Origin of the sequence: Pseudoalteromonas neustonica (genome assembly GCF_001653135.1) — a bacterium.
GTDB lineage: Bacteria > Pseudomonadota > Gammaproteobacteria > Enterobacterales > Alteromonadaceae > Pseudoalteromonas > Pseudoalteromonas neustonica.
The window spans coordinates 219,023-240,981 of sequence record NZ_BDDS01000005.1; the positions used below are offsets into that span (position 1 = coordinate 219,023).

The window sequence follows — 21,959 nt, forward strand, 5'->3', positions numbered from 1 at the left end:
TGACTCTGAGCTTACACGTTTATTGTTTGCCAAGCCATTGCTGTAGTTTGGGGTTAAGTGCGCCTGCATCGAGTGGTTTAGTTAAATAATCGTCCATTCCTGCTGTTAGGCACTTTTCTCTATCGCCTTGCATTGCATTTGCTGTTAAGGCAATGATCGTTATGTTTTTATAAAGCTCGCCGGCGTCCCCATTACGAATCGCTTGCGTCGCTTGGTAGCCATCCATTTCTGGCATCTGGCAATCCATTAATATCAATTGGTAGGGTTGTTTGACTCGCTCTTTTAACTGGTTAATAGCTTGCAAACCATTTTCAGCAATATCGAAATTAACACCCGCTTGTTTGAGTAGTGCAGAAGCGACTACTTGGTTGACTTTATTATCTTCAACAAGCAATAAGGTGGAAATATTTTCAGTGCCTTGGTTGGTTAGTTTAATATCAGTGATTGGCGAGCTATTACTAAGCTGTTGCTCAATAAACTTCTCATTTGCTAAAGAGTCAAATAAATCTGAAGGAGTCAGGGGTTTGAAAATCATGCAATCTACATTGATTTCTAGTTTGGCATCTTCTTGAGATAAGCTCATAGGCGCCATTAAGATAAGCTTGATTTTATGTTTGCTAATGTATGCTTTTAAGCGTTGGATATCATGATTATTTACTTGTTTAAAGTAATAATAGTCGAGCAAGATGGCGTCTGGATTTTTATGCTCCTCATTTATTATTTCAACCACTTGTGAATAATCATTAATGATTTCTGCTTCAGCTCCCCATGTCGTTAACTGTTTTTTTGCAATCGTGCTATTTAATGGGCAGTTTTCAATAATTAATATATGTTTATTTTTAATGATATGGCTTGGCAAGTCACTGGCTTTACTGAGCAATGGTTTTACTTTGATGGAGAATGTGAAAGTGCTTCCTTGTCCATGCACGCTGGTAACATTAATTTCTCCATCCATTAATTGGCATAGCTGCTTTACAATAGCTAAACCAAGGCCCGTACCACCATATTGGCGTGTAGTTGAGGTGTCAGCTTGAGTAAATGAATCAAATAAAGTGGCTTGTTTATTTAGTTTAATCCCAATTCCAGTATCAATAATAGAACAATGTAGGAAAGTCCCATCGGTGGTGTCTTTTAAGTCAGCAATTACAATAATTTCACCATCGGTGGTAAATTTTACTGCGTTGCCTAATAGATTATTAATAATTTGGCGTAATCTATTCGGATCACTAACGATCTTATTAACGTTTATTCGAGTGGCGTCTAAAATTAATTTAGTATTGTTTTGCTCTACTTTCAAGGCAAAAGATTCGACTACTTCACCGAGTAATTTAGGTAAATTAAAAGCCACTTCTTCTATATCTAATTTGCCTGCTTCAATTTTAGAAAAATCCAAAATGTCATTAATTATATTCAGCAGCGATTGTGCTGACGATTGTGCTAATTCAATATGATGCGCTTGTTGTTGATCAAGCACAGTTTGTTGCACAATATTAAGCATGCCTAATACACCATTCATTGGTGTGCGTATTTCATGACTCATACTGGCTAAAAACTCGCTTTTAGCAGCAACGGCTTGTTCAGCGGCCTCTTTAGCGGTTACTAATTTTTGCTCTGTTTCAATGCGTTGCTCACTAGAGTGTAAGCTGCCAATTAAAGCGGCAACTGCAATTAAAAAGCTTTCTTCGTTTCGTGACCACACGCGAGGATGTTGGCATTGTTCGGCGCACACAATGCCAATAGTCCCACTTCCGCCGGAAAGGCTGGCGATGAGCATTGATTGAATGCCTAAAGGCGTTAAATAACTTTGACTCAGTGGGGCTGTAAGCTTATGACTTTTGGCATTTGAGGCATCGACGACTGCTTGTTTGTTTACCGCAATGAAAAAATCATGGAGCTCAGTGCTTTCCCATACTTGCAGCATCGAATGTTCATGTACATTTTTACCATGATAAGCAAAAGGAATTAGTTGGGTTTTAGATTCATTAAAAAGCCATATACTTGCGCGCTCAACAGTGAGCCCTTGGCAAATAGCCTGCGTGATAATATCTTTAGATTGTTTTAAATAGCCGGTTAAAACAGCATTATTAACGGTCAAAGATGCAAGAACTTCATTATGAAGTGCAATTTTACTGTTTTCTAGCTCAACAATTTTACGGGTATTAATATCTTGCAAGGATCCAAAAATACGCACGCAGCGCCCGTTACGAAACTCCGGTTCACCGTGAACTAACACCCAAATCGATTCACTTTCAGAGTTCATCACCTGGAGTTCAACCTCATAACTCTCGGCAAACTTAATTGCGCGCTCAATGAGTTTTTTTATCGTGTCTCTACTTTCACCTTGTTTAAAGTAATTAAGGTTTGTGGGCCAATCTGGTTGCTTATCCAGCGGGTATTTAAAAATCTCTTTGGTCATATCAGACCAATAAACTTTTTGATTTTCAAGGCTAAATGACCATGCGCCGATTTTTGCAATATTACTCATGGTGATCAGCATTTTTTCACTTTGTTGCTGGCGGTTTAGCATTTTTAAGAAGAACATAAATGCCCATATTAACAATCCGCAAATGATTAATATGGCGAGCCTTAATGGCCAGATGGCTGAACCTGGAGGGGCCCAGCCTGCTTTAGGGGTGACATAAATTTCCCATTCCCCCCCTTGAAAGTTTAAATTAAATGCTAGCGGGTCGCGGGCCAATATTTCTGCTGAACCCCGAAAAAAAGCACCTTTAGTTCCTAACCCATTGCGGCCTTGTATGGCCACGTCATAATTTTTTTCAAGCTCATAAATACCTGAATTTTTATAAATTTTTTCAATGTCTAGTACAACAGAAAGCAATCCCCAGAACAGTTGTTCTGGTGGGGTAAAAACAGGAACTCGGGCGATCAGTGCTTCACCGCCTTGTACTAAAGTCAGCGGCCCTGCCATCACTATTTGATTAGTGTCGCGAGCGCGAAGGGCATCTGCGCGTTGGTATTTATTTTTACGAAAATCTAAGCCAATGGCTTTTTCGTTACCTTTTAATGGGTAGGTCATGCGGATCACCATATCTGGCGCTCCACCTATATTGCGCAGCTCTGATGAGGTATCAAATAATGGTGCAGCAATTTGTGCAAAACGCTGCTGATCTAAATTGGGCTCCGCCGCTACAGCAACAGCTAAGCCTCGTACTAATTGGATATTAGAAACAAGCTTTGATTCTAGGCGTGTGCGATAGGTGCTAATTTCGGATAGGATAAGCAAGCGATGCGCATCTTTAGCGCGGCTATAACTTATTTGATCTAACACTAGGCTCGTAAGCACTATAAAAGTAAGTGACAACCAAAATGCCAGCTTAAACTTATATATTTGTTTGTGATCTTGTGTTTGTGACAACGGCATTAGTGATTAAGCTTTTTATGGTTAGACTGTTCAACTATAGTCAATTTATCACGGAAAGAAAAATAGTGTGGAAAAATTACACTATATGTTTTTATTCAGCTTTTTGGCTTGTTAGCTCATTTAAAGTCCTTCGTTTTGATTTGTTTCATTTTTCAATAAATGAACATTATTTTTTCATAAAAGTATGCTTAGAATAGGGCAACTCATTTGTAAGGATTACGTTCATGCTAAAAATTATTAAGTGGTTGGGACTAACAGTACTGATTTTAGGGCTTGCTGCTACCGGTATCATTTATGGTGCTCTGTCATTAAGCTTACCAACTCTTGATGGTAACGGACACAGCCATGAAGTCGGTAACAAAGTGACAATTTCCCGAGATGAATTAGGGCAAGCGGTGATTAATGCTAATAGCCGAAATGATGCTGCCTATGGTTTAGGTTTTGCGCATGGGCAGGATCGGTTTTTTCAAATGGATTTATTGCGCCGAAACGCAGCAGGAGAATTGAGTGAGCTATTTGGTGAGGCAGCTTTAGAGTTGGATAAAAAAATGCGTTTTCATCAATTGCGTAAACGTAGTGTCTCGATTGTTAAGCAGTTGCCAGCGGCTGATCAGCTATTGCTAAAAAGCTATGCTGCGGGTGTCAATGAAGGGTTAGCGCAAATAGGGTTTGCTAGTTTTGAATATATATTAACTGGCGCGGCTCAAAAACCGTGGCGCAGTGAAGATAGTTTACTGGTGATTTTTAGTATGTATTTGGATTTGCAAACGGCAACATTCGAACGAGATAAAGCGTTAATACAAATAGAGCAATTATATGGCGCAGAAATGGTGGCCTTTTTAACGCAGCCAAGTAAATTCCAAGCAGCATTAGATGGCAGTCTCCTTAGTCAATACATAGATGACATACCGCAGCTGCGAAAGCAAGATCCTGCAATACCAGATGCTTATGCATGGCAATCAATTGCAGTTAATCAAGAGCGTGGCAGTAATAACTGGGCGGTCACAGGGCAATTAACACAAACGGGTGCGGGTATGCTTTCTGACGATATGCATTTATCGATGGCGGTTCCTGTTATTTGGTATCGAGCTCAACTTAATTATGTAGTGTCGGGGCAAGCGACTCAAGTAACGGGGGTTTCTTTACCCGGCGCGCCGGCTATCGTGGTGGGAACTAATAATAAAATCGCCTGGGGTTTCACGAACGGTTACCTTGATACGGCTGATTGGGTTGCGCTTGATGCAGAGAGTAAAACTTGGCAAGTGACAGAGCAAATTAGGTTGCCTGATGGTACAACACAGCCCTATGAGCTTACGCTCAGTAATTATGGACCAGTGCGTGAAATTAGCGGTAAACGTTACGCATTAAGTTGGGTTGCACATCAATCTTATGCGGTTGATATGGATTTACTAAAACTCGAGCAGGCAGTTACGGTTGACGATGCGCTGACAATTGCAAGTGATGTGGGTATACCCGTACAAAACCTAATGGTGGTCGATAGTCAGGGGAATGCCGCATGGAAAAATATGGGGGCAATTCCTGGGCGTATTCAACCTAGTGAACTCGCTGTGCAGGAAAGTGATTATTCAGCGCAGTGGCAGGATAATGAATTAATTAGGCCGGACGTTAAAAACCCTGAAAATGGTCGTTTATGGACGGGTAATTCTCGCGTTGTGTCAGCGCAAGATAATAAGCGTTTTGGTAATGGTGGTTATGCGCTTGGCGCACGTTCTAGTCAAATACGTGACCGGCTTAACGAAAAACAGCAGTTTACTGAAGCTGACTTTAATCAATTACAACATGATAATGAGGCGCGCTTTTTAAAGCCATGGCATACCTTGTTGCTTAGGCAGCTTAATCAAAATAGTCTTGAGAATAAGCGCTATATTAGCGCAGTTGAAAACTGGCAAGCGTGCGCATGTGCAGAGTCTATAGGGTACACTTTAGTAAGGCGCTATCGTGATGAAGTAATTAACATTGCCTTTAGTGCAATGCAGGCAAAGCTAAAAACCGAGGGTGGATCGCTGCGTTATATTAAGCGTGATTTAGAGCCTGCAATTTGGCAATTAATTGAGCAGCAGCCAAGCAGTTGGCTCAATCCTCAATTTAAAAGTTGGGATGCTCAATTAGTCGGTGCGTTTATTAAAACGATTGAAAATTTAACGCTGGAATTTGGCAGTGATATTCAAAATTGGCAATGGGGTAAGGTGAATGAATTAGTCATTGAACATCCGTTTTCAAAGCAGATCCCTCAATTAAGTAATTTATTAAATATGCCTAAAGCGGCAGGGTTTGGTGATAGTTTTATGCCAGCAGTGCAAGGGCCAAACTTTGGTGCTTCACAGCGATTTATAGCTCAACCAGGCCACCTAGATAAAGCAGTAATGGCTATTCCTGGAGGGCAATCTGGGCATCCGTTATCACCTTTTTATCGAGCGGGTTTCATGGGCTATATTGCAGCGGAACTCACGCCATTATTACCGCAAAAGCTGAACCATCAAATTGTAATAACACCTGTAAGTCTAAATTATACACCTATCATGTAGTCTTGTTCTGGTGTGGCGATGGTGGTCATATTTCTGCCATCGTTTTTACTTTTATAAAGTGCAGCATCGGCTTGTTGTAATGTTTTTTCTAATGATGCCAAAGGACGCCATTCTATTAAACCAAAACTCATAGTAATGGTTAGATTTGGTTTAATAGATAAAAGTGATAGCGCTTGTATGTGATTGCGTAATGCTTCAATACGTACAAAAGCATCCGCTTCATTAGTATTAGCGAGGACGATCAAGAACTCTTCGCCACCCCAGCGTACAATAATATCGGTTGAATTTAATTGGTTTGTTAGTGCGCTTGCAATAATCGTTAAGATAGCATCACCTTTATCATGACCATAGGTGTCGTTGATCTGTTTAAACATATCTATATCAGCCATAACTACACAAATTTGGTTGTCGGCCATGATGCTTTTTTGACGAGTTTCTATAATTAACTGTTTAGCAAAACGCCGGTTATATAATTTAGTAAGGTGATCTTTTGCTGCCATTTCAGTTAATTCAATACGCTGTGAAATCGAGATCTCTCTGATCAAGCTAAATGCATAAATCATGGGAAGCCCGGCGATAATAATATTAATAATATTAATGTAAGGTAAAAGTGATACATATGCATAGTTGTAAGTGACATCAGCAAAGAAAAAATACAATCCAGCAAAGGTAATTATTAATGTCATACTGTAAATCACAGCTTGCTTCAATTTAAGCTGATAATCAACTAACAGCATTGACGAAATGGTCCATAGATAAAATTGAAAACCGAGCTCTAATCCTAATGTTGCACATGCCAAAATCGAGTGTAATACCACTTCTATGCAAAATATTCGCAAGGCTAATGCATGCAACCTTTGGCTTATTAAAAAGATCCCAGAGCCCCAAGCAAGGACACTAAAAATATTGACAATTGCTAAAGTCAGAGCACCAATTTGCGCAAAAAATAATATCAGTAATACGTGGGTTGCTAAGGCAAAGTACGCCACTTTTTTGATAATTTGAAATTTCACTTGCTCAACGTCATCAAGACTTGCATGTAGGGGTTGTTCTGATGTTGTCAAAAGGGCTCCTAAATGTGAGTGAGTCATTTTAAAAGTATAGGAGATAAAAAATTAATTTGAGCGAAAATAATGAGCATAACGTTCTATATTTATCCTACATATAAAATAAGAGAACAATAATGAAAAAATTAATTCCGGTATTCATTACGTCAGCACTTTTAAGTTTAAGTTGTCATGCTGAACAAAGCGTTGTTAAAACACAAAAAATCAGTGAGCATGTGTATGTATTATTTGGCCAAGGTGGCAATATTGCTGCAAGTGTTGGTGACGATGGCATTTATATTGTTGATGACCAGTTTGCAACGTTATCTGAGCAGATCAAGCAATCGTTAACTGAATTAAAACCCGGCAGTGCTCAGTTTGTCATAAATACACACCATCACGGCGATCACACTGGGGGTAATGAAAACTTTGCGAAAGCGGGGGCTCATGTCATCGCACATAATAATGTACATAAGCGATTAACTGAAAAGCATGGTGTGGGCTCTGACTACTTACCGCGCATCAGTTTTAATGATGATTTAACGTTGCATTTCAATAACGAGCACGCCAAGCTCAAGCATTACCCTCATGCGCATACCGATGGCGATGCCGTTGTTTTTTTCGAATCAGAAAATATTGTGCACATGGGTGATATCTTCTTTAATACAGGTGGTTTACCATTTGTAGATGTAGACAGTGGTGGTAGTGTTGACGGCATATTAAATGCGGTTGACGATGTTTTACTAAGCATTAACGATAACACGCACATTATTCCTGGTCATGGGCCGCTAAGCAAGCGTTCAGAGCTGGTGGTATATCGTGACTTGGTTGCTAGAGCAAAAGCAATTATGCTCAATGCGATGAAAGATAATGCCAGTTTAGAACATGTACTAAAAGCGGATCCTCTTGCCCAGTTGAATATTGAATTTGCAGGGTGGTTACCAAAAGAGCGCGTTACTACACTGTTTTATCGAAGCTTAAAATAATAAATTTGGCCACTGCGGTGGCCACAAACTAATGTCCTACGCCTAAAGGAGTTGTGTATGCCGGCAGAAAAGACCCATCTAGAGATTTGTAACTTAACAAAAGAACAATATCCACAAATTAAAACATTGATGGACCAAGCCTATCCTGATTTAGGCGGGGCATGGCCTAGCCATACTATTTTTAGGTTGATAGACCAATTCCCAGAAGGTCAATTAGGTATGGTTGATGATGGTGTATTAGTAGGGATTGCGCTCAGTGTGCAAGTTGACTACACACGTTTTTCAAATCCACATACCTACGAAGATATTGTTGACGGTCATGATCGGGTATTTAGTGACCCCGATGGCGATGCGTTGTATGGGCTTGATGTTGTTATTTCATCAACTCACCGAGGTATGCGCTTAGGCCGCAGACTCTATGATGCACGTAAAGAATTGTGCCGTCAGTATAACTTACGAGCCATTTTAGCGGGCGGGCGTATTCCTCGTTATTACAATCACAGCAATGAAATGACACCAACAGAATATATCGCCAAGGTGGATCATAAGGAACTGTATGATCCTATATTGAGCTTTCAATTATCGAACGACTTTCAGGTTAAAAGATTGCTTAAAAAGTATTTGCCTGAAGATCAAAACTCGGTTGGTTATGCCACGTTGCTTGAGTGGAATAACATTATGTTTGAACCAACTGACACTGTACTCGAATCGACCAAATCGATAGTGCGAGTTGGTGCTGTGCAATGGCAAATGCGTAGTGTTGCATCGGTTGAGGAAATGCTCACGCAGGTTGAGTATTTTGTAGACACAGTATCTGATTACAAAAGTGACTTTATTTTATTCCCTGAATTTTTTAATGCCCCATTAATGGGGCTCAGCGAACAAAGAAATCAAACCGAAGCAATTCGTTATTTAGCTGAATACACAGAGACTTTTCGTGATGCGATGTCGCGAATGGCGATTGAATATAACGCCAATATAATTACCGGTTCAATGCCGCTTGCCGAAGGCGATAAAATTTATAATGTCAGCTATTTATGTCACCGTAGCGGTAAAATTGATGAGCAACGTAAAATTCATATTACCCCGCATGAGCAAAATGATTGGGTGATCCAAGGTGGCGATAAAATAGCGGTGTTTGAAACTGATGCAGGGCGTGTGGGTATTCAAATTTGTTACGATGTAGAGTTCCCTGAATTGTCGCGCATTTTAGCAAAGCAAGGGCTCGACATTCTGTTTGTACCATTTTGGACAGACACTAAAAACAGTTATTTACGTGTTCGCCATTGTGCACAGGCTCGCGCCATTGAAAACGAATGCTATGTAGTCATTGCAGGTTCTGTCGGCAATTTACCAGAAGTAGAAAGCCTAGATGTGCAATATTCGCAATCAGCCGTACTGACTCCGTCGGATTTTTCATTCCCACACGATGCGACGCTCAACGAGGCCACTCCCAATACTGAAATGCTGTTATTCAGTGATTTAGATATGGATAAGTTAAAGGTACTCCACAGCGAAGGCACCGTCCGTAACTTAAAAGATCGTCGTGAAGACTTATACGACGTTATTTTGAAAAAGAGGGATAGCTAAAAAATGGCATGGGTGTATTTAATTATCGCAGGCCTGCTTGAAATAGGTTGGCCTGTTGGATTGAAAATGTCACAAGAGGGTGAAAATCGTTGGTTGGGTATAGGTGTTGCCGTGGCGTTTATGGTTGCCAGTGGCTTTATGTTATGGCTGGCACAGCGTGATATTTCAATGGGGACATCCTACGCTGTATGGACTGGTATTGGCGCGGCCGGGACATTTATAGTGGGGATCCTTTTTTATAATGATGCCGCTACATTTGGCCGTATAGCCGGTGTATTAATGATTATCAGCGGTGTAATTACCTTAAAAATAAGTCATTAAGTGGAATAACTAAAAAATAAAAAGCGGCTACTTGGTGAGCCGCTTTTTATTTAAGTGGAAGTTATTTAATTGGTGGGCAACATTACCAATACCGCGGCAATAGCGATTAATACAAGCCCCGCGGTATCTTGGCGCTTTAAAGGCTGTTTGAGCCATAACACCGAGATCAACATGGTAAAGAAAACCTCTACCTGCCCCAGCGTTTTAACGTAGGGGACATGTTGTAAACTCATGGCACTAAACCAGCCAATTGATCCTATACAGCTAAAGAAGCTCACTAAGCTGACCATTCTTTTATAGCGCCACATTTGCTTTAATGTGTGCGGCTCTTTAATAGCTAAATACACAAGTAACATAATACTTTGTAGGCTGATCACAAATAGTAAGACCCATGCTGCAGAGTGAGGAAATAATAGGCCCGAGTTTAAGCTTGCTTCACGCACCCACAACGAAGTAAGCGCAAAGCAGGTGCCACAGGTAAGCCCAAGCAAGGCGGTGGTTAAATTAAACTGTTTAACTTTAGTAATACCGCTGAGTATCAATACAGCGATAGCGCCTAAAAACACCCCTAACCAACCGAGTAAACTCAGTGCAGAACCAAAAAACAGTACGCCTAGAATTGCGGCAACCAGCGCTTCACTTTTTGCAAGCCCAGCACCCACAGCATAATTGTTCATTTTAAATAGCTTAACCATTAAACCAGTAGCAATAATTTGCATCACACTTGCACCTACAATAAAGGCCCAAAAGGTATTATTAAATGAGGGCATAGCAGTCGGCTGGTATTGATAAAGTGAATAGAGATAAATCGCGGCAATAGGGCTGGCAACAATAAAGCGCGCTAATGTTACACCCGCTACGCTCATATCATTACTTAATTTACTTTGCAGTGCATTACGCCACGCTTGCATAAAGGCGGCTAAAAAAGTGAAAAATATCCAGATCATGATCGTTACAAAAAAATAGCAGTGAGAGGTAAGTTAACAGGCAGCGAAGTTTAAAGCGAGGGAGGATTACCGCTTATGAATATTCATCAACTGCGACAATATGCCACAGTTTCAAATACCTCACGCTGCGCTATAGTTAGTGTGATGTTATTGCTAGCCGCGATTGCTTATATAAGCGCTCGCGGCTTTTTTATTACTCGAATTGTGTCTTAAGTTATAACGAGTTGAGTTTAGCTGTGCTAAGTTGATTAAAATTTTAACTAACTTAAACTCAGGTTAACGAGGAATAACAATGACGATATTACTTATTTGCGCACTACTTGCTGTACTGATGCCTTACTTTGCTAAGGCTCCGGTGGCGTTCGCGATGAACAAACTCGATGGCTACGATAATAAACATCCGCGCGACCAGCAAACTAAGCTAACAGGGTTTGGCGCAAGAGCTTTAGCTGCACATCAAAACTGTTTTGAAGCTTTGGCGGTATTCGCAGTGGCTTTGGCGGTGGTGTTAGGGACAAACAGTGTTCATCAGGTAACCGAATTGCTCGCTATTACCCATATTATTGCACGTGTATTATATTGTGTTTTTTATTACTTAAATTTAGATGTATTACGTTCATTGGTGTGGTTTGTGGGCTTAGGTTCTGCCGTGGCAATGATTGCGGTCAGTATGTAATACGTTGATTAAAAAGCTGAGGTTACTTGGGCGTGTTGACCTTTCGTGATTGATTTTGCTGCAGTATAAACGCCAAAGCAAGCGGCTTAAACAAGGCGCTTGCTTTGGGGTCTTTGGGTACAAATGCTTACTTGGAAGCAACCGTAATTTTTTCTATTAAATCTTTTGATTTATAATCATCATTTATTGCAAAGTCTAACTGTACGAGCAAATCTTTAAAGCCTGAATCCGACGGCTTATATTCCCATTGTTTTAGCGCTTTTTTAGCTTCCTTATTGAATACACCGTCAGGGCTAGCACTGACAACCGATACATTAAGTGTTTTTCCTGTTGGGCTAATATCGTATTTTAATACTACTGAGCCACTTATACTTTGTTCGACGGCTTGAGTGGGGTATTTTGGTTCAATACGGATAATTGGCGTGATTTTATCCACTTTTTTCATCCCATCAGGTTGTTTTGCAATAGCAAAGCTACTTAGCATTCCCGCAGCAAAAATCAGGAGTGCGCCTTTGGCAATAATTGAGCTACTACCAGTGTGTTTGATTTGATTGAGTCGTTGTAACATCGTGTTTTTATCTCCATAGTGTGAATATGCCATTAAGCCGGTGCGGGTATTTGCAGCACAGTTTACTAGCGCTTTACTGTATAAAATCCGTTGTTGGGTGGTTTTATTTTTGAGTACCTTTTCATCGCATGAAAGCTCTTGTAAACGCCTAAAGCTGATGTAGCCAAGCCATGCTAATGGGTTAAACCAAAACACCAAGGTGGTTGTTAATAGCAGCATGTTGAATAAATTGTCGGCGCGTTTTATATGTACTTTTTCATGTTCTATGATCAGTGCTAATGACGCACTATCGACTTTTTGCATATAATCGGTTGGCATCACTAATTGAGTACGAAATAGGCCAATCACCATGGGGGTACTGACGACCTCACTTTGTAGTAACTGTATATTAGGGTTGCTGATGGTCAGTTGTTCATCATTAAGCTTGGTTAGTCTTAATTGCTTGATAAAGCGCTGATGCGTCACAATCGTAGCAATAAGCAATAACCCAAGCACTACGTTATACAATAGTGCCCAGCTAATACTGAAATGAGTGTTCAGTGCTTGATTTGGGGTGATCAGCATCGTGCTTATAATCGAGCTTTGTAATGGCTTTAAATGCGCGGGTAAATTAACGAGCAGCAGTGCAACGGGTAGTAATAACCATAACTTATACACAAAATTTGCACTGAGCCACTTAAGCGAATAGCGCTCTAAAATGAGTAAACTGAATATGATTACACTGATTAATAATTGCTGTTCAATAAGCCAGTTAAAGGTAATTTCTAACATAGTAATCCCTTACTTTTGCTGTTTTTCCCACTCATCAATCACTTTTTTTAGCTCATTGATGTCTTGTTGAGAAAGTTGCTCGGATTTAGCAAAGCCGCTTACCAAAGGTGCAATACGGCCACTAAAAAAGCGTTCGATAAAGTTTTGGCTTTCTTTTAGTGTGTATTCAGCACGCTCCATACAAGGCGTGTAAATGTATTGGCGACCGTCTTTTTCAAAGCTCAGAGCGCCTTTTTTTACTAAGCGTCCGAGTAAAGTTTTAATGGTTTTTTCGTGCCATTGTTTTTCGTCACTTAAGCGTTCGATAATTTGGCTTGCTGTGGCAGGGTAGTTAACCCACAGGGCATCAAGCACTTCAAATTCTGCTTTAGATAACTCAATCATTAATATATTGCCTACAAGTGTAATCTTCAATAACAGATTACACCTGTAATCATAATTTGCAACTAGTTTATGAAAAATAAATTAATTTTTTAAAATGTTAGATTTGTCTATTTTAAGGTGGGTGTTTTCAGTTAAGTTGAGAGTCGCTAAATTAAGGTCGGCAATTTGCTCACGGTATAAATCAACAACTTTATAGCCACAATAATGCGCCATTTTACGTATTTGTCGGTTAAGGCCTTGTTTTAAAATAATGCTAAATTGGTGCTCAGCTATTTTTTCAACTGTGCAAGGCAAGGTGATGTGCTTATCAACAGGCACCCCTTTTGCCATTGTTTGGCAAAATTTATCATCAAGTGGTTTATCAACAGTCACTAAATAACGCTTTGGCTGGTGGAAGTCAGGATGGATCAGTTGATTACAAAACTCGCCATCGTTAGTGAGTATTAGGAGGCCTCGGGAATCTTTATCAAGTCTGCCAATGGGGTAAACACGCGTACCACTAGGTAAATGGTGAATGAGGCTACTTGCATCATTTGGATTGAGTTTACAATCAATGCCAACGGGTTTGTTATAAGCAAAATAGGTTAACGCAGCACGCCCTTGAATTCGTTTGCCATCGATACGTATATTGTCGTTATCATCAACATGGTCAATATGGTTTGCTGGGCGGTTATTAACACTTACTATGCCTTCGTCAATTAAGCGAGAGGCTTGTTTGCGAGAGCAAACACCCGCATGAGCGATATATTTAGCAAGGCGAGTTTGTTCAGTCATTAATTAATTCATTTGGTTTTAAGTTGATCAAAGTATATCAAACCTGCGTACAGATAATTTAACCTAATACTAAAAAGGTCAGATCATGGCTATTAAATTATCAGAACTTAAAGATCATCAACCGTTACAAAAAGTCATTGTTCATTCATTGGAAATGGCGTTATACCAAGTATCAGTAATGATTAATAACGTTGAATATTATGTCACTGACGAAAAAGGTGAATTTATTCGAGGGCTGAGTCCATTGCATATTCAAAAGCGCCTTGATCATTTGAGCTACGCACAAATGGTGTTACGCCATACCAGTGCATACGATGAAATGTGTGGTCAAAGCGAAAAAACAGCGAGCAATATGTTAGAAGTTCCTTATGGTAAAAATCATTTATACTAAATTTGTTAGTAGCGCGAGACTATTCAATGTAGAACGCGCTATTAGGACGTGTTGACCTTTCGTGATTAATTTTGCAGCAGTATAAAGCCAGACATGCGCTGCCCAAAGGGTTCTTCCTAGGGGCGATTAACTCTTTGTTACTCGATTTTTACTTATTCTCACATGGATGTGAGCCAGTAGAATAACGCAGGAGCAGTTATCGATCCCGCTAGGTTACAAACCTCGCGCCGCGATTAAATCGCCCCTAGATTGAACAAATTTCAATCCACAAAGTTCAACTCGCACTAGGGTATTTTAGGCTATTTCTGATAGCGGCTGCTGTTCAAAAGTGAGACCTAAAAACGGTGTTGCCTCTGGTGCCAACATAAAAGTACGAATGTTCATATGGTCGTTGTTATCAGGATTTTTCAGAACGTCATCACGGTAAAATGCGCCAAAGCAATCTAAGGTGTTTTGTTTCGTTAGCTGATTGAGTTTGGCAAAAGCAAAAATTTTACATGAACCATTGTTTTCAGTTGCAGTGCTTTTCAGCCCATGATTATTAAATGCGCTAGGTGTAAATGTGTAATTTGCTTCGATCACGGCCATTGTATCTGCAAAAGCGATATTCTGTGGTTCGTCCGCTAGGCGACTTAAAAAGTCATTGAGTGTCATAGTTATCCTTAATTATTTAGCTAGCTCTAGCTGATTAGTTTGTTGGTTTATATTAAATTTAAACAATTGTAAAAAGTTCATACCAAGCAATCCATAGTCACTATGACTATCAATTACTAATACTTCAAAGTTCTCAATATATTGTTTGCCAATTAAAATGGAATCTACCTGGTAGCGCTGCGCAATTGCTTGGCCGTTGGCAGTATTAACTCTTATGCTATCAATATAGTCTGGTATTGGTCGTAATGCTTGAAATACTGTATTGGGTATCACCGTATAGCTCGCGCCGGTGTCTATCATTAGCTCGGTATTGAATGAGCTATTGATTTGCATGTTTAATAAATAGTGCGCGCCGTATGATTTGAGTGAGATTAAATCTACACCACTTTGTGCATGTGTTATCTGCATTTGTAGTTCATCAACTTGTTTTTGTAGCGGGTGTTCCACTGCAAAGCGCTCTAAAGTTGATTGTGAGCTGGTTATATCATCGAGTTGATAATACGCATTTGCCAATGCGAGTAAGTAATGAGGATTGTCGTTATCATAATCAAGCCACACAGAAGTTTGAGAAACGATTTTTTGCCAAGCATGTTGTTTGCTCAACGTATTTATTTGTGCGAAGGTCAATTGCTGTAAGCGTTGTAAAATAACAGCTTGCTCACTCTCATTTGCGAATGAATTTAAAGAAAAAAACGCGACAATCGCTTGATGAATTTGCTGATTTTTAACTAAGTGCTCAGCATTAAGACGTAGCATTTTTATATCATAAGGGTACTTGTTTAAAAACGCTTGTAAAAAAGTATCTGCAACGGTGAGCTCATTATTTTTAAGCCAATTATCGAGCGTATCGAGCCAGTGAAAATAAAGGCGCTCAGCGTGTAAAGGGTGTATTTTTTTTAGTTTTTGGTAGCTTGTAACCGCCTGAGAAAAACGCTGTTGCTGAAAATCAGCTGTGGCTTGTTCATATAGCGGATTGGTTTTGCTTTTATCATTTATCAAGGTGTTTTCGTGTGTTATTAACGTCGGCTTTGATGCTAATTGCACCTGCTCTTTTGGCCATAAAAAATAGCCATTTAAAGCGACTGAGGCCAATAATAACAGTGTGATGACTTTGACGTATAGCGTGCTTTGCATCCTGTTTTTATTGCCCTGATGCAGAATTAAGTAATTGCTTGAGAGCAAACACATTCGCAATTTCTATGTCAGGTAACCCCTTGTAAGCATAATTAATATGCTGATCGTTTAACCACACAGATTGGCAACCTGCATTATGAGCGCCGTGTACGTCAGAATCTAAGCTATCACCAATATGTAAAATTTGCTGTGGAGCGACATTTAAATACGCGCAAGCTTGCTCAAACATGGTTGGGTGTGGTTTGGCTTTTCCATGCATGCCAGCTTGTAATACGAGTTCAAACACTCCCTTTAAGTTAAACTGTTCAACATCAGCATTGCCATTTGTAATAGCAATTAAGCGATATTGCTTAGCTAGTTGGGAGAGTAATTCGAGTACCTGTTCACTGACGACAATATTGCTGCGCGCGTCAGTAAATGCTGTGTAGGCATTATTTACATGATATTCGAGTTCAGCATCTTGATAACCAATTTTACTTAACCCTAGCATAAGCGTGTGTTTACGCCATAGGGTTACATTATCAATTAAAGCGGGATTTGATTGAGCTGCTTGGTCACGGCATTGTTGCCAATAATGTCTACCTTGTGCTTGCCACTGAGTGAGTGAGTTTAAATAGTCAAACTGCGCCTGTACGGCGGCTTTAATGATGGGGCGATTGTTATACAAGGTATCGTCTAAGTCAAAACTAAGCACGGAAAAAGGGGAAATAGCACGATTAAAGCGGATCATAAAAGCTCCTTATTCTGGGTCTGTGCGCTTTTTGGCGCGAGGGTGCGTGTTATCGTACACTTTTGCTAAATGCTGAAAATCTAAATGAGTGTAAACTTGTGTTGCGGATAAGCTGCTATGCCCTAATAACTCTTGCACAGCGCGTAAGTCACCAGAAGATTCTAAAATATGAGATGCAAAAGAGTGGCGTAATTTATGCGGGTGGACTTGGCTACTTATGCCTTGCTTTATTCCCCATTCTTGCATGCGTGACCTAACGTGACGTGCTGATATTCGGCATTTTTTACTGCTAACAAATACCGCAATTTCGTCAGGATGAGCAAATTGAGGGCGTATTTTTAGCCATTTATTTAATGATTCTAATGCTTTACCGCCTACGGGTAATAAGCGTTCTTTACTGCCTTTACCCCGTACTAAAATTTCTTTGGCGCTGCGGTTTATATCTTGTAGGTTAGCACCAACTAACTCACTTATACGTAGGCCAGAAGAATACATTAATTCCATTATCGCTTGATCACGAATCGCAAGAGGGTCGTCATCTTGAATATCAAGTAACCGTGCCATTTGGTCTACATCAAGATTTTTAGGTAATGGCTTGGCAAATTTAGGGCCTTTAATTGCCTCTGCAGGGTTATGATAATGTGTTTGTTGGGCGATATTTTTAGCTTTTAAAAATTTATATAAACTACGAATGCAGCTGAGCTTTAAACTAATTGTACGCCCGCTCAGTTGCTTGCTTCTGAGCTGCATACTGTAGCGGCGAATATGTTCACCTTGTACGCTTGACCAATCATCGCATAGCTTACTGAAATACAACGCAGCAAAGTTCAGTTGCGTTGTGTATTGGGTGATCGTATGTGGAGAGTATTGCCTTTCAAAACGCAGATAATCACTAAATGATTGAATAGGTGTGCGCCACTGGTCGCTTAATTGCTCATGCAATTCATCAACACTTGGCGGCTGCGGCTCGATCATGCCAGCTCAAGTTCCAGTAATCTCAATTGTAATGAGCGTACAAATTCAAGCACAAACAGGCTGTCTTTGGCGGGTTCAAAGTGGTTTGCATCATCACTGCCAAATGCCAAAATAGCCACTGGGTGTTTACTATTGCCAATTAAGTAAAGCGCAGTTGATTGTGTTTGTGGGCGGAACAGTAAATCGCGTTCTTGCTGGCTTACACGGCCAAGGTACGTACCATCGTTCATTAAGCGATGTGTAATTAAATCATCAAACTTAGTGTCATACTTAAGTAAATGGCATTCACTAATAGCCGCATTGGTACAAATAATATTACGTAAGTTTACTGCTAGCGTTTTAAAGTCATAATTAGTCCACAGTTGGCGGTGGCACTCACTAAATAAACTATAAATTTGCTCGTTTTCTTTTGCGTGTTCAATAAGTTCATCAATTTTGTGTTTTAACATTGCATTATGTTCACGCAATTGACGCTGCTGAATATGCACTAAAGAGGTGGCGCCTTGAGCATGCTGTTGCAATTCAAGTTGCGTTAACAGTGCTGGGTTTTGCAGTAAAAAATCAGGGTTTTCTAGCAAAAACTCACTAACTTGTTCATTTGTTAGTTTACTGGGAATGTTACTCATAAGGCAACTTGACCATCAAATACATGCTCCGCAGGGCCTGTCATACGCACTGGGTGACCTTCACCTTGCCAGCGAATTTGTAAACTTCCGCCTGGTAAGTCAACTTGCACTGTGGTGGCTAGCTTATTTTGAATTTGGCCAATGACCATCGCAGCACATGCGCCTGTACCACAGGCTAGTGTTTCGTTTACGCCGCGCTCCCACACTCTTAATTTAATGTGCTCTTCGTTTATTACTTGCATAAAACCTACATTTACGCGCTGCGGAAAGCGCTCGTGATTCTCAAGCAATGGTCCTAACGTGCTGACATCGGCTGTTACTATGTCGTCAACTTCTAATACGCAGTGAGGGTTGCCCATTGAGACCGCACCGCTAAAAACAGTGTGTTCTTGTGCACGAATAATATATGTCAGTTCACGTTTAGTGGCTTTAAGCGGGATTTTGCTTGGCTCAAAATTAGGGTGCCCCATATTAACGGTCACTTGGCCGTCTTTTTCGATATACAGGGTGAGGTTACCTGATTTTGTAGACACAGTAATTTTGTGTTTGTTGGTCAGGCCTTTCATCCGCACAAAGCGGGCGAAACAGCGGGCACCATTGCCACATTGCTCGACTTCATTGCCATCAGCATTAAAAATACGATAGTGAAAATCAAGATCGGGAGAATAGGGCGCTTCAACCATTAACAATTGGTCAAAGCCAATGCCGAAATGGCGATCGGCCAGTTTTTTTATTTGATCTCGTGACAAGAAAACGTTTTGTGTAATGTTATCAATTACAACAAAATCGTTGCCTAGGCCGTGCATTTTGGAAAAATTAACTAACATAGCGCTCTAATTCGGATTTGCTCTGCGCTAATCATGCCACAGAGCAGCCGTGTTACAAAAAGTTTATGGTAAAATTTTCTCGCCCTGCCATAAGCTTTCGACAGTTTCACGAGCGCGTATCAAATGGCTTTGTTCGCCATCAACCATAATTTCAGCTACGCGCGGGCGCGAGTTGTAATTTGAGCTCATTGTGAAACCATAAGCACCGGCACTACGTTGGGCAAGTAAATCCCCTTGTTGTAGTGCAAGCATGCGGTCTTTACCTAAAAAGTCACCTGTTTCACATACCGGCCCAACAATATCAAAGTTGTGTGTGGGGGTATCGTCATTGCGTGGCGTTACCGGCACAATATTTTGCCATGCTTGATATAACGCAGGGCGCAGCATATCGTTCATGCCCGCATCAACTATTGCAAAGAACTTATCTTGGTTTTGCTTAATAAACTCAACTTTTGTTACTAAAATCCCAGCATTGGCGGCAATGGCACGGCCGGGTTCAAAAATCAGCTCTAGGTGTTGGTAGTCAGTTAAACGGTCAGTGATATGAGCCACATATTCACTTGGATGTGGTGGTGTTTCACCATTGTATGGCACGCCTAAACCACCGCCAATATCTAAATGACTTAGCTCAATACCATTGGCTTTTAAGTCATTAATAAGGGCGAGTACTTTATCTAACGCTTCTAAAAATGGTTTTATTTCGGTGAGCTGCGAGCCAATATGGCAATCAACACCGGTGATTTTCAAACCAGGTAATGAAGCGGCATATTGATAAACGCTCACTGCAGTGAGAATATCAATACCGAATTTATTTTCTTTTAAGCCAGTTGAAATATAGGGATGAGTTTTTGCATCAATATCAGGATTAACACGAATCGAAATTGGCGCAACCAAATTAAGCTCATTGGCTACTTCAGATATACGGTCAAGTTCAGATACAGATTCAACATTAAAGCATTTAATTCCAAGCTTTAGCGCATAAGCAATTTCGTCAGCTGTTTTTGCAACACCGGAAAAAACCACTTTACTGGCATCACCACCCGCTTCAATAACACGGGCAAGCTCACCTTTAGAGACAATATCAAAACCAGAACCTAAGCGAGCCAACACATTTAATACTGCAATATTTGAATTAGCTTTAACGGCATAACACACTAAATTTTTATGGTTTTTAGCCGCTTGTGCAAACGCAAGGTAGTGACGTTCAAATGTTTTGCGTGAGTAAATATAACAAGGTGTACCATATTGTGCTGCTATGTCACTGACAGCGATGTCTTCGCCATGCAGCTGATTATTTTTATAGTCAAAAAAGTCCATTTGTTAGTCCTGTTTCGATTCGGTTGTTGGCGTGTCTTGGTTTGCTACTGATTCAGTTACTTGTTCTGTTTGATTTGGCTGCGTATTTTCTTCAGGCAAATACAGTGGTCCGCTTTGTCCGCAACCAGCTAAAGCGATAAGTAGTACACCAAGAGGGGTAAGTCGTTTTAATTTTTTAAGATGCATCTCTTTCATTAGATTAATCGTGTTGCTGGCTTTATAATCGCAGATTAACAGAATATCTAAAAAATGCAGCTATTCGCGGATGATTTTATTCCTGTTACACTAACCGTAAGCAAATTTATCCTACTGCCGTAAAGGAAATAATAATGACTGATCATGAATACCACCAATTAGCCGAAGCACTTATGTTCACAATTGAAGAGCAAGTGGATGACTGTGAAGCCGATCTTGATTATGAATCTGCACAAGGTATTTTGGAGATTATTTTTGCCGATCGCAGTAAAATTGTAATTAATAAGCAAGCACCATTACATCAAGTATGGGTTGCAACAAAATTTAATGGTCACCACTTTGAATTACGTGGCGATAAATGGATAGATAACCGCTCTGGTGCTGAATTTTGGCAGTTTATGAATGAAGCAACAACTCGTCAAGCCGGCCAACCTGTACAATGGCAGTCTGAATTATGAGTTTAGAGTTTGTTGAATATCCAGCTAAAGCAAAGCATCAAGCAACGATTATTTGGTTACATGGCCTAGGCGATTCTGGTGATGGTTTTTTACCGGTCGCACCTCAACTTTCACTTCCTGATGATTTAGGCGTACGCTTTGTATTTCCACATGCGCCGGTGCAACCCGTCACTATTAATGGTGGCATGGCAATGCGCTCGTGGTATGACATTAAATCAATGGATCTTGATAAACGTGCGGATGAAACTGGGGTACGGGAATCTGCCGCCCAAGTTGAAGCGTTGATCAGCCATGAGATTGAAAAAGGTATTCCAGCAGATAAAATAATATTGGCTGGTTTTTCTCAGGGCGGTGTTGTTTCACTGCATTTAGCTCCACGTTTAGAGCAAAAGCTTGCAGGAGTAATGGCACTTTCAACGTATATGTGCGTGCCAGAGAAATTAACCGCAGAAGCAAAACATACAGACTTAACTGTATTTATGGCTCATGGAAGCCAAGATCAGGTTGTGCCTTACGGCGCGGGTCGTCATGCGTTTGACATATTATCAGCGCATAACATGGATGTAAGTTGGCAAGAATACCCAATGGGCCATCAGGTTTGTGGGGAAGAACTAGCGGCTATTCGCCAATGGTTAATTGCTCGCTTAAGTTAATAGTGTTG

22 protein-coding genes are annotated in these 21,959 nt (G+C 40.4%); 8 read left to right on the forward strand and 14 right to left on the reverse strand.

Annotated elements, in window-relative coordinates:
• Positions 1–19: 19 nt before the first annotated feature.
• Positions 20–3,382 carry a response regulator gene (locus tag A7967_RS09735; RefSeq protein WP_054205256.1) on the reverse strand — a complete coding sequence of 1,121 codons (3,363 nt, stop codon included), beginning with the start codon at positions 3,380–3,382 and terminating at the stop codon, positions 20–22.
• A 224-nt stretch (positions 3,383–3,606) separates the two neighbouring features.
• On the opposite strand from A7967_RS09735, the gene A7967_RS09740 reads away from it, so the two are divergent.
• On the forward strand, positions 3,607–5,928 hold the full coding sequence (locus A7967_RS09740) for a penicillin acylase family protein (RefSeq protein WP_054205255.1): 2,322 nt from the start codon (positions 3,607–3,609) through the stop codon (positions 5,926–5,928).
• Here A7967_RS09740 and A7967_RS09745 read toward each other — a convergent pair.
• Complete coding sequence (locus A7967_RS09745; RefSeq protein WP_231659040.1) at positions 5,910–6,992, reverse strand: GGDEF domain-containing protein; 1,083 nt, start codon at positions 6,990–6,992, stop codon at positions 5,910–5,912. The genes A7967_RS09740 and A7967_RS09745 overlap by 19 nt on opposite strands.
• A 119-nt stretch (positions 6,993–7,111) precedes the next feature.
• Between A7967_RS09745 and A7967_RS09750 the strand changes: the two genes are divergently transcribed.
• The 3 genes from A7967_RS09750 to A7967_RS09760 are packed head-to-tail and all read left to right on the forward strand — an operon-like array spanning position 7,112 to position 9,871.
• On the forward strand, positions 7,112–7,960 hold the full coding sequence (locus tag A7967_RS09750; protein ID WP_054205253.1) for an MBL fold metallo-hydrolase: 849 nt from the start codon (positions 7,112–7,114) through the stop codon (positions 7,958–7,960).
• A 57-nt stretch (positions 7,961–8,017) separates the two neighbouring features.
• Positions 8,018–9,550, forward strand: coding sequence for a carbon-nitrogen hydrolase family protein (locus A7967_RS09755; RefSeq protein ID WP_064435645.1), 1,533 nt, complete (start codon positions 8,018–8,020; stop codon positions 9,548–9,550).
• 3 nt (positions 9,551–9,553) lie between these two features.
• Entirely contained in the window at positions 9,554–9,871 is a 318-nt protein-coding gene (locus A7967_RS09760) for a DMT family transporter (RefSeq protein WP_054205251.1), read from the forward strand.
• 65 nt (positions 9,872–9,936) lie between these two features.
• On the opposite strand, the gene A7967_RS09765 is transcribed toward A7967_RS09760, so the two are convergent.
• Entirely contained in the window at positions 9,937–10,818 is an 882-nt protein-coding gene (locus tag A7967_RS09765) for an EamA family transporter (RefSeq protein ID WP_197279073.1), read from the reverse strand.
• 292 nt (positions 10,819–11,110) lie between these two features.
• Between A7967_RS09765 and A7967_RS09770 the strand changes: the two genes are divergently transcribed.
• Positions 11,111–11,494, forward strand: coding sequence for an MAPEG family protein (locus A7967_RS09770; protein WP_054205249.1), 384 nt, complete (start codon positions 11,111–11,113; stop codon positions 11,492–11,494).
• A gap of 127 nt (positions 11,495–11,621) precedes the next feature.
• Here the strand turns inward: A7967_RS09770 and A7967_RS09775 are convergent, their stop codons facing one another.
• From A7967_RS09775 to A7967_RS09785, 3 genes are all read right to left on the reverse strand, one after another.
• Positions 11,622–12,833, reverse strand: coding sequence for a M56 family metallopeptidase (locus A7967_RS09775; RefSeq protein WP_054205248.1), 1,212 nt, complete (start codon positions 12,831–12,833; stop codon positions 11,622–11,624).
• A 9-nt stretch (positions 12,834–12,842) separates the two neighbouring features.
• Positions 12,843–13,217: a BlaI/MecI/CopY family transcriptional regulator gene (locus A7967_RS09780; RefSeq protein ID WP_054205247.1), complete on the reverse strand. Its 375-nt coding sequence runs from the start codon at positions 13,215–13,217 to the stop codon at positions 12,843–12,845.
• Between the two features lie 81 nt (positions 13,218–13,298).
• Positions 13,299–13,991, reverse strand: coding sequence for a pseudouridine synthase (locus A7967_RS09785; RefSeq protein WP_054205246.1), 693 nt, complete (start codon positions 13,989–13,991; stop codon positions 13,299–13,301).
• Positions 13,992–14,076: 85 nt separating this feature from the next.
• On the opposite strand from A7967_RS09785, the gene A7967_RS09790 reads away from it, so the two are divergent.
• Positions 14,077–14,382: a DUF6482 family protein gene (locus tag A7967_RS09790; protein ID WP_054205245.1), complete on the forward strand. Its 306-nt coding sequence runs from the start codon at positions 14,077–14,079 to the stop codon at positions 14,380–14,382.
• Positions 14,383–14,676: 294 nt separating this feature from the next.
• Here the strand turns inward: A7967_RS09790 and A7967_RS09795 are convergent, their stop codons facing one another.
• The 8 genes from A7967_RS09795 to lptM form a co-directional block, all read right to left on the reverse strand.
• Entirely contained in the window at positions 14,677–15,036 is a 360-nt protein-coding gene (locus tag A7967_RS09795) for a HopJ type III effector protein (RefSeq protein ID WP_054205244.1), read from the reverse strand.
• Between the two features lie 12 nt (positions 15,037–15,048).
• Entirely contained in the window at positions 15,049–16,170 is a 1,122-nt protein-coding gene (locus A7967_RS09800; protein ID WP_054205243.1) for a retroviral-like aspartic protease family protein, read from the reverse strand.
• A gap of 7 nt (positions 16,171–16,177) precedes the next feature.
• Complete coding sequence (locus tag A7967_RS09805; protein WP_054205242.1) at positions 16,178–16,900, reverse strand: HAD-IA family hydrolase; 723 nt, start codon at positions 16,898–16,900, stop codon at positions 16,178–16,180.
• Positions 16,901–16,909: 9 nt separating this feature from the next.
• Positions 16,910–17,875 (reverse strand): tyrosine recombinase XerC, encoded by a 966-nt coding sequence (locus A7967_RS09810; protein WP_054205241.1) that lies wholly within the window; start codon positions 17,873–17,875, stop codon positions 16,910–16,912.
• The gene (locus A7967_RS09815) at positions 17,872–18,501 is read right to left on the reverse strand and encodes a DUF484 family protein (protein ID WP_054205240.1); all 630 of its coding nucleotides are present in this window, start codon (positions 18,499–18,501) and stop codon (positions 17,872–17,874) included. Before A7967_RS09815 ends, A7967_RS09810 begins: the two co-directional genes overlap by 4 nt.
• A complete protein-coding gene (gene dapF, locus A7967_RS09820) occupies positions 18,498–19,328 on the reverse strand; it encodes a diaminopimelate epimerase (protein WP_054205239.1) in 831 nt (276 codons plus the stop codon). The genes A7967_RS09815 and dapF overlap by 4 nt, the downstream gene beginning before the upstream one ends.
• Before the next feature lie 63 nt (positions 19,329–19,391).
• Entirely contained in the window at positions 19,392–20,645 is a 1,254-nt protein-coding gene (gene lysA / locus A7967_RS09825) for a diaminopimelate decarboxylase (RefSeq protein ID WP_054205238.1), read from the reverse strand.
• Between the two features lie 3 nt (positions 20,646–20,648).
• Entirely contained in the window at positions 20,649–20,840 is a 192-nt protein-coding gene (gene lptM / locus A7967_RS09830; RefSeq protein ID WP_054205237.1) for an LPS translocon maturation chaperone LptM, read from the reverse strand.
• Positions 20,841–20,974: 134 nt separating this feature from the next.
• On the opposite strand from lptM, the gene cyaY reads away from it, so the two are divergent.
• A complete protein-coding gene (gene cyaY / locus A7967_RS09835) occupies positions 20,975–21,298 on the forward strand; it encodes an iron donor protein CyaY (RefSeq protein ID WP_054205236.1) in 324 nt (107 codons plus the stop codon).
• Positions 21,295–21,951, forward strand: a complete 657-nt coding sequence (locus tag A7967_RS09840; RefSeq protein ID WP_054205235.1) for an alpha/beta hydrolase — start codon at positions 21,295–21,297, stop codon at positions 21,949–21,951. Before cyaY ends, A7967_RS09840 begins: the two co-directional genes overlap by 4 nt.
• Positions 21,952–21,959: the final 8 nt, after the last annotated feature.